Genomic DNA, 5485 nt, shown 5'->3' on the forward strand with positions numbered 1-5485 from the left:
GGGGGCCGCTGCCCCGGGCGGGGCCGGCGCGGGTGGCACCGCGGGCAGCGGAGCCGGGGGCGGGGCCGGAGCGCTGGGCGAAGGGCTGGGCGCCCCGGCCAAGGCGGGAATCGCCGCGGGCGCGGTGACGGTGGCCGCCGCGGTGCTGACCCTCGCGTTGACCGGGAACGGCGGCACCCCTCGGGAGGCTCCGCCGGCGGCCGGACCGCCGCAGGTCTCGCAACCGGCCGCCGCGCCCGAGGAGGTCCCGGCGGTCCCGCCCGCGACGGAGGCGGCGGCACCGGCGGGCGCCGGGCCCACGGGGGAACCCGTGGTCTCGCCCGCCCCGTCGCCGTCTCCCGCGAAGCCGTCCGGCAAGCCCGCCGGGAAGCCCGCCGGCAAGCCGCGGCCTTCGCCCTCCCCCACCCCTGACCCCGGGTCCCCGCCGGGGGAGGAGCCGCCGCCGCTTCCCGGGCCGGTGACGCCGGCCGAGTACCGGTGGAGCGACCTCCCGTACGGCATCACCGGGGACGGCACCGGGCCCGAGATGCGGATCGGTGAGAGCACCTGGGTCTGGCAGCGGCGGAACCTGTCGGTCGCGGGGGTGACCTATCCGGACGGGGTGACGGTCGGCGGGCTGTCGTCCGTGGTCGTCGACCTCAACCGGCCGTGCGTCTCGTACCGGGCGATGGCCGGCGTCGACGACATGGGAGCGGGGCTGGGCGGTGCCGTGTTCTCCGTCCACGCCGACGGGGTGCTCCTGTGGCGCTCCGCGACGCTCCGCGGGGGCGATCCGGCGGTGCCGGTGTCGGTCCCCCTCGCCGGGCGGAGGACGGTCCGCCTGGTGGTCGAGCCGCGGGAGGGCGCCGTGCCCGTCCCGGCGGACTGGGCGGAGTCCCGCTTCACCTGCACGTGATCCGTCCGCCCGCGCGTCCGTCGTCGCGCCGGCCGGGGAGGGACGGTGCCGCGGCCCAAGGGCACCCGCAAGCCGCGGCCCGGTCGCTCGCCGAACCGTCGGAAGCCGGCCGGCCGGAAGCAGACCGGTCGGAAGCCGGCCTGCCGGAAGCAGACCGGTCGGGAGCCCGCCTGCCGGAAGCCGGCCGGTCAGGGGCCCGCCTGCCGGAAGCCGGCCGGTCGAAAGCCGGTCCCGGCCGCTCGGGTCAGCGGCCCGCCGTGCCGAGGGCCTTGCGGCGCGGCGGCGTGAGGCCGGCCGGGGCGGCGCGGCGACGGGCGGTGCCGGTCCAGCAGGTGCCGCGGCGGGACAGCAGGCGCCGGAGCCACAGCTCCAGCGAGACGATGTCCGCGAGCCCCGCCAACGGCAGCGGCTCCCCGTCCGCGCCGGCCCGCAGCGCCCGGCGCACCACCCGCGCCTCCACCAGCCCCGCCTCCGCCAGGAACGGCGAGGCGAACAGGTCCTCCAGCTCGCCCGCCGCCGACCGCAGCCCGACCAGGTCCGCCGCGGCCGCCGTGGCGTGACTGGGCGCGCCCCACCCGGGCGGGAGATCCGCCACGCCCGCGCCCTCGAGCACCGAGCGCAGGATCGCCGCTCTCGCTCCCGGCCGCACCCGCAGCGTCTCCGGCAGGGCCCGTCCCGCCCGCACCACCTGGTTGTCGAGGAACGGCGCGTGCAGCCGCTGCGCCCGGAGCTCCGCCGCCTGCTCCAGGACCCGCAGGTCCGCCGCGTGGCGGGTCAGCGCCGCACGGGCGCGGAAGTCGCCGGGGCGCTGCCCCGGGCCGACGGCCGCGGCGCGCAGCGTCGCCGCCTGCAGGCGTCCGGAGACGTCGGCCAGGGCCTCCCCGGTCAGCCAGCGCGCGGCGGGGCCGGGCGTGGCCCACACGAGGGCGGCCAGCGAGGCTTCCACCGCGCCGGCCACGGCGGTCGTGTCGTCGAACCGGCGGTGCCGCAGCCGCTCCGCCAAATCGTTCATGCCGGCCGGGTAGGAGGTGCGGGCCAGCTTGCGGGCGGCGCCGTACACCCGGGCCGGGACCAGGACCGAGCCGTCCGCCTTGGCGAGCGCCATGGTGGGCCGGACCAGGTGGCGGCGCTTGCGGTCCATCAGCAGATCGGCGAGGCGGGCCGGGTGGGCGTCCAGGACCTGGCGGGCGCCGTGCCCGGTGAAGTGGTCGGCGCTGCCCGCCGCGAACCGGGCGCGGTGCCGGGTCGCGGTGACCAGGGAGGGTCCGGGCTCGTCGGTGAGCGGGCCGTCCAGGTCCGCGTAGGGCAGGGCCTCCTCGCCGCCCGCCACCACCACGTGCCGCAGCCGGGGGTCGGCCGCGAGGGAGCCCGCCCGCTCCAGCTCGGCCTCGCGTCCGCGCACCGCCAGGTCGTTGAAGGTGACCGCGAGCAGCCGCTCCCCCGCCCCCGCGCCGTGGCCCAGCACGGTGCCGGGGCGGCCGGGAAGCCCGGCCGCGAGCAGGGCCAGCGTGCCGGAGCCGGGGCCGCCGGAGAGGTCGGCCCCGATGCCCGGCACCGGCATCCGGGCCGCGCGCCGGTCGGCGGGCCCCATGCCGGGCACCGGACCGGGGTCCATGCCGGCGCCCGGCATGTGCCGGGGCGCGGCCAGCCGGGTGCGGACCGCCTCCACCAGCGCCTCGCGCAGCGCGTCCACGGCGCTGCGCGGGTCGGCGGAGGGTGCGGCCACGGCCAGAGAAGCCACCGGCTCGTACCCGGCGACCTCCCGCGCGCCCGCGCGCAGGATCAGCGCGTGGCCGGGCGGGATGCGCCGCACCCCTTCGTAGGGGGTCGAGTCCTGGAGCGCGGCCGGGACCTCCGGGGCCGCGAGCAGCGCGGCCAGGTGCCCGAAGTCGAGGTTGGCGCCGGTCAGGTCGGCGAGCGGCAGCGCGGCGGTGGCGTAGGCGGTGCCGCCCCGCCACGGGGTGTGGAAGACGGGGCGGGCGCCGGCCAGGTCGCCGCAGACGGTGGTGCGACGGTCGACCTGGACGACGACGGTGTAGCTGCCGGGCCAGGCGGTGAGGTGGCGCAGCGCCCCGCCGCGGGCGGCGAGGAGGCCGGCGAGCAGCTGGTCGTCACTGGCCCCGCAGAGGCCCACCACGGCGATCCGGGTGCGCGGGTCGGCGATCAGGACCCGGGTCTCGTCGGGCCGCCAGTCACCCACCGCCCACAGCGGGTCGGGGCCGCCCCACAGCAGCTGGGCGCCGACCGGCTCGGGGTCGTCGTCCGCGAAGTCGTCGACGTGCAGGCCGTGTTCGCCGTACTCGCCGAAGAGGTCGACGCCCGGCGGCCGTTGGCCTGCGGCGGCGCTGCTCCATCCCACCAACCACCGCATCGACGCCTCCACAGGCTGTGGACAACCAGTGCACGAGCGAACCCGTGCTCCATGCTGCCACGAAGGGAGTGTCACGGAGGCGTGCCGACGCGCCCTCCGTACGCGCCGCACGAACCACCCCGGCGGGAGCCGTACCGGCAGGGCGACTTGAATGCGCCCCCGGGCGCGCCCCCACGAACCACCGGGTGCGCCCTCAATTCCCTGGCAGGGCGCAGGTTCGACCTCTCGGCGCAGGGCATATTTTCGGCCAATTACGCCGTACGTGTGCGGATCGAGGAGGCTCGCGCACACTCTCCGTGCATACCGGGAGTTACGCACGGTCCGGGAGGCGGGCTGCGCCTCCCGGACCGGTCCGCCGCCCGCGGGGATGTGGCGGCGGTGTCCCCCAGCCCGCTGGATCCAGTACAGCGGGCCGACCCACGCAGCACCCATGGAACAGCCCGCACCGCCGGCGATGGAGAGCGCACAGCCGGGCGCACGGCCACACAACAGGAGCACGTCGACACGTTCCGTACTCCCGCACGGGCAGCAATCTCGCCATACGGAACTATGCCCCTTAACGCATGGGATCCGGAGAACTACGCTGGGTTTACGAATGCCGCGGGTTTATGCCAGCCGCGGCAGCCGTCTCTGCCGAGGGGGGACCGATGTCCAGGGAGCAACGCGGGCCGAACGAGAAGCTCGGCGCCGTTCTCGCCCTCGCGGGAATCAGCAACGCGGGGCTGGCGCGGCGGGTCAACGACCTGGGGGCGCAGCGCGGCCTGACGCTCCGCTACGACAAGACGTCCGTGGCGCGCTGGGTCTCCAAGGGGATGGTGCCGCAGGGCGCCGCTCCCCACCTGATCGCCGCGGCCATCGGCCAGAAGCTGGGCCGGCCGGTTCCGCTGCACGAGATCGGGCTGGCGGACGCCGACCCGACGCCCGAGGTGGGTCTCGCCTTCCCGCGCGACGTGGGGCAGGCGGTGAAGTCGGCCACCGAGCTCTACCGGCTCGACCTGGCCGGCCGCCGGGCGGGTTCCGGCGGCATCTGGCAGTCCCTCGCGGGCTCCTTCGCCGTGTCCGCCTACGCCACCCCCGCGTCGCGCTGGCTGATATCCCCGGCCGACACCTCGGTGGCGCGCGAGGCCGGGGCCGCGGAGGGATCCGGGGCGCCGCTCAAGGTCGGGCACAGCGACGTCCGCAAGCTGCGCGAGGCGGCGGAGGACGCGCGGCGCTGGGACTCCAAGTACGGCGGCGGGGACTGGCGGTCCTCGATGGTCCCCGAGTGCCTGCGGGTCGAGGCGGCGCCGCTGCTGCTCGGCTCCTACTCCGACGACGTCGGGCGCGCCCTCTTCGGGGCGAGCGCCGAGCTGACCCGGCTGGCGGGCTGGATGGCCTTCGACACCGGCCAGCAGGAGGCCGCCCAGCGCTACTACATCCAGGCGCTGCGGCTGGCCCGGGCGGCGGCGGACGTGCCGCTGGGCGGCTACGTCCTGGCGTCCATGTCCCTCCAGGCGACCTACCGCGGCTTCGGCGACGAGGGCGTGGACCTCGCGCAGGCCGCGGTGGAGCGCAACCGGGGCCTGGCGACGGCCCGCACCATGAGCTTCTTCCGCCTGGTCGAGGCCCGTGCCCACGCCCGGGCGGGCGACGCGGCGGCGGCCGGGGCGGCGCTCAAGGCGTCCGAGAGCTGGCTGGAGCGTTCCCGCGAGGGCGACAACGACCCGAGCTGGCTGGGCTTCTACGGCTACGACCGGTTCTGCGCGGACGCGGCCGAGTGCTACCGGGACCTGAAGGCGCCCGGGCAGGTGCGGAGGTTCACCGAGCAGGCGCTGTCCAAGCCCACGGAGGAGTTCGTCCGCTCGCACGGGCTGCGGCTGGTGGTCTCGGCGGTGGCGGAACTCGAGTCCGGGAACCTCGACGCGGCGTGCGAGCAGGGGGTGCGGGCGGTGGAGGTCGCCGGCCGCATCTCCTCCGCCCGCACGACCGAGTACGTCAAGGACCTGCTGACCCGGCTCGAGCCGTACGGCGACGAGCCGAGGGTGGTCGAGTTACGCGAGCGGGCCCGTCCTCTCCTGGGCACCCCGGCCTGATCCCGGCGGTCCCTGGTCCCCGCGGCCCCGGGCCCCTGGTCCTGGTCCCCGCGGGGTCCGGGCCGAGCGCGGGCGGCGCGGGCCGGGCACGGCAGCGGGGCCTGCGCCCGGCGGCGCGGACCGCTCGCCACAGCAGCGCGGGCCCGC

3 protein-coding genes are annotated in these 5485 nt (G+C 77.4%); 2 read left to right on the top strand and 1 reads right to left on the bottom strand.

Annotated features, from left to right (window positions below; genetic code table 11):
* Positions 1-895 (top strand): NPCBM/NEW2 domain-containing protein (locus A2U95_RS32600; protein ID WP_240957267.1); only part of this gene is annotated, 895 nt, incomplete at its 5' end.
* 244 nt (positions 896-1139) lie between these two features.
* Here A2U95_RS32600 and A2U95_RS09975 read toward each other — a convergent pair.
* Complete coding sequence (locus A2U95_RS09975; protein ID WP_166021802.1) at positions 1140-3266, bottom strand: asparagine synthase-related protein; 2127 nt, start codon at positions 3264-3266, stop codon at positions 1140-1142.
* A gap of 647 nt (positions 3267-3913) precedes the next feature.
* On the opposite strand from A2U95_RS09975, the gene A2U95_RS09980 reads away from it, so the two are divergent.
* Complete coding sequence (locus A2U95_RS09980) at positions 3914-5338, top strand: NsdA family TPR-like regulatory protein (protein WP_166021803.1); 1425 nt, start codon at positions 3914-3916, stop codon at positions 5336-5338.
* The last annotated feature ends 147 nt before the right edge of the window (positions 5339-5485 follow it).

The organism is Streptomyces chilikensis (assembly GCF_001642695.1).
GTDB classification, from domain to species: Bacteria; Actinomycetota; Actinomycetes; order Streptomycetales; family Streptomycetaceae; genus Streptomyces; species Streptomyces chilikensis.

Bases quoted from the DNA above. Each gene is read 5' to 3' on its own strand.
- A2U95_RS09975 (WP_166021802.1), bottom strand. From the start codon at position 3,266: ATGCGGTGGTTGGTGGGATGGAGCAGCGCCGCCGCAGGCCAACGGCCG.
- A2U95_RS09980 (WP_166021803.1), top strand. From the start codon at position 3,914: ATGTCCAGGGAGCAACGCGGGCCGAACGAGAAGCTCGGCGCCGTTCTC.